This is a genomic window from Immundisolibacter sp., assembly GCF_028696615.1.
GTDB lineage: Bacteria > Pseudomonadota > Gammaproteobacteria > Immundisolibacterales > Immundisolibacteraceae > Immundisolibacter.
In genome coordinates this window covers 1-3155 of sequence record NZ_JAQVGQ010000270.1, presented here as the reverse complement: position 1 = coordinate 3155, position 3155 = coordinate 1, and the positions used below count along the sequence as shown (strand labels likewise).

Genomic DNA, 3155 nt, shown 5'->3' with positions numbered 1-3155 from the left:
GCCACCACCCTCGACGCCCTGCAGCACCGGCTCGCGGCCGTGCGCGCGCGCATCGCCGCGGCCTGTGCGCGGGTCGGACGCGACCCGGGCGAGGTCCGCCTGCTGCCGGTCAGCAAGACCGTGCCGGCGTCGCGCCTGCGCCTGGCGTATGCCGCCGGTTGCCGCGAGTTTGGCGAGAACAAGGTCCAAGAGGCCCTGCACAAGGCGGAAGCATTGGCCGATCTGCCCGATCTTCGCTGGTCGATCATCGGCCATCTGCAGACCAACAAGGCCAAGTACGTGGCGCGCTTTGCCAGCGAGTTCCAGGCGCTCGACAGCCTGCGCGTGGCCGCCGCGCTCGACCGGCATCTGCAGGCCGAGGGCCGCACACTCGACGTGCTGGTGCAGGTCAACACCTCGGGCGAGGCGAGCAAGTTCGGCCTGCCGCCGGCGGCGGTGGCGGATTTCCTGCGCCAGCTGCCGGCGTTTGCGGCGCTGCGCGTGCGTGGCCTCATGACCCTGGCGCGCCTGTCGGCCGATCCCGAGCAGGTGCGGCCCTGTTTTGCGCGGCTGCGTCAGCTGCGCGAGCGCTTGGCAGGCGAGCTGCCGGGCGGCATCGAGCTGGCCGAGCTGTCGATGGGCATGTCCGGCGATTTCGAGCTCGCCATCGAGGAGGGCGCCACGGTGGTGCGCGTCGGCCAGGCCATTTTCGGCGCCCGCGCGCTGCCGGACAGCCATTACTGGCCCGCTGGGCGCACCTCGTAAGCGTTGATCGATGCGGTGCCCTGCGAGCGTGCGCAGCGCAGGCGTGTACCGCGGACGCGAAAAAATTCCCTGGAATGAGCTTCAGAAACGCCTCATCGGCACGGAGCCTGGCTTGAAAATCTACCGTCTCGTCATCTATCGCCATGACCGGCTGCTCGGCCACTTCGACAGCGAAATGCCCTGGGCCGAGACCGCCGTCGGCGATCTGCTGCGGCTGCTGCCGGCGCAGCAGGGCTATCGGGCCGAGCTGTTCGTGGCGCGCAGCGAGCGCCGCCTGCTCGAGAGCGGCCCGCAGGGCCTGCGGCTGCTGAGTCGTGAGCCGGCGTTCGAGCCGCTGGCGGTCGGCGAATGGCCGTCGCTGCCGCTGCCGTGAGCGCGTCCTGCCTGATGCCGACCTACCGGCGCCTGCCGGTGAGTTTTTGCCGCGGCCGGGGGCTGCGGCTGTGGGACGCGCAGGGCAACGAGTACCTGGATGCGATCGCCGGCGTCGGCGTCACCGCGCTCGGCCACGCCCATCCCGAACTCGCGCAGGTGATCGCCGAGCAGGCCGCCTGTGTGCTGCACACCTCGAACCTGGTCGAGATCGAGTGGCAAGAACGACTCGCCCGGCGGCTGTGTGCGCTCACCGGCCTGGCGGCGGCGTTTTTCTGCAACTCGGGCGCCGAGGCGAACGAGGCGGCGCTCAAGCTCGCGCGGCTGCATGCGCGCCGTCGCGGCGTGACGGCGCCGCTGATCCTGACGCTCGAGAACAGTTTCCACGGCCGCACGCTGGCGACGCTGTCGGCGACCGGCAACCCGGCCGTCAAGGAGGGGTTCGCGCCGCTGGTGGACGGTTTCCTGCATGTGCCGGCGGACGACCCGGCGGCGCTCGAGGCCGTCGCCCGCAGCCGGCCCGAGGTGGTCGCCGTGCTGCTCGAGCCGGTGCAGGGCGAGGGCGGCGTGCGCAGCCTCTCGGCGGCCTATCTGCAGGCCGTGCGCCGGCTGTGTGACCGGCACGGCTGGCTGATGATGGTCGACGAGGTGCAGACCGGGCTCGGTCGCACCGGTGCCTGGTTCGGCTATCAGCACGCCGGCGTGCAACCGGACGTGCTCACGCTGGCCAAGGGGCTCGGCAACGGCATCCCCATCGGTGCCTGCCTAGCCGGCGCGGCCGCGGCGGACCTGTTCGCGCCCGGCAGTCACGGCTCCACCTTCGGTGGCAACCCACTGGCGTGCCGCGTCGCTTGCACGGTGCTCGACATCCTGGCGCGCGACGACCTGCCGCGGCGTGCCCGGCGCCTGGGCGAGCGCCTGCGCGCCGGCTTGCAGGCGGCCATCGGTACGCTGCCCGGTGTCGAGGCGATTCGCGGACCGGGCCTGATGGTGGGCATCGCGCTCGACCGGCCGGTGGACGAGCTGCCGCGCCTGGCGCTCGAGCGCGAGCGCCTGCTGCTCGGCGTCGCCCGTGGCGGCACGCTGCGCCTGTTGCCGGCACTGATCGCCAGCGAGCCGGACATCGACGACATCGTGGCGCGGGTGGCGCGCCTGTTGACGGGCGTGCTGCGCAGTTGAGGAGCCTCGCGCGGTGATGCCGAATGCCGCGCGGCCGAGTCCGGACAGGGCCGGATCCGGTGAGTCTGAACCGGTCCGCGGCGGCGGAGGCTCGCTGCGGACATGTACCGCGACGAGCCGAGTTGAAAAAGGGCAGGAAGCCCTTTTTCAACGGCCTGTTAGGGATGCGCTGATTTATTCAGAGCATCCCCCGCGGGGCAGGAAGCTCCGGCCTGAATCGAGGGCATAAGCCCTTGATTCAGGGAGCGCCGCGCGGGCGTGCACCGCCCGGCGGCGAGCTGAAAAATTCCAGGGAGCGAATTTTTCAGCATTAAGGGCTTCGAGTAAACGCTGAAACCGCCCGCCGGCGAAACTCGGCACCCCGCCGCGGCGTGGCCGGCGCCGGTTTGCGAGGACCGGCGCTTGCGGCACACTGCGGCCCGGTGATTCGCTTCATCGGGTGGCAGACATGGCCGAGCGGCCGTTTCAAGGGCAGGCAGCGCTGATCACCGGCAGCTCGCGCGGCATCGGCCGCGCCACGGCGCTGCTGCTGGCGGCCCGCGGGGCGGACATCGCCGTCCACTATCGGCGCGACGAAGCGGCTGCCCAGGCGGTGTGCGAGCAGGTACGCGCCAACGGCAGGCGCGCCATCGCGGTGCGGGCGGACCTTCGCGAGCAGGACGCCGTGGCGGCGGCGGTGGATGAGGTCGGTGCAGCCTTCGGGCGCATCGACATGCTGGTCGCCAACGCGGCCTCCACCGCCTTCAAGCCGCTGCTGGACTTGAAGCCCCACCACGTCGGCATGACGCTCGACACCAGCGTGCAGGCGCTGCTGACACTGGTGCGCAGCGCCGTGCCGCTGATGCAGGGGCGCGCGGCGA

4 protein-coding genes are annotated in these 3155 nt (G+C 71.4%); all 4 read left to right on the top strand.

The window, feature by feature from the left end; all coding sequences use genetic code 11:
• On the top strand, positions 1-744 hold a 744-nt coding region (locus PHC73_RS13025; RefSeq protein WP_300129086.1), incomplete at its 5' end, for a YggS family pyridoxal phosphate-dependent enzyme.
• Positions 745-856: 112 nt separating this feature from the next.
• Complete coding sequence (locus PHC73_RS13020) at positions 857-1117, top strand: cytoplasmic protein (protein ID WP_300129083.1); 261 nt, start codon at positions 857-859, stop codon at positions 1115-1117.
• Positions 1118-1131: 14 nt separating this feature from the next.
• Positions 1132-2295: an aspartate aminotransferase family protein gene (locus PHC73_RS13015; RefSeq protein ID WP_366949888.1), complete on the top strand. Its 1164-nt coding sequence runs from the start codon at positions 1132-1134 to the stop codon at positions 2293-2295.
• A 448-nt stretch (positions 2296-2743) separates the two neighbouring features.
• Positions 2744-3155, top strand: a 412-nt coding sequence (locus PHC73_RS13010) for an SDR family NAD(P)-dependent oxidoreductase (RefSeq protein WP_300129077.1), incomplete at its 3' end; no start/stop codon positions are given.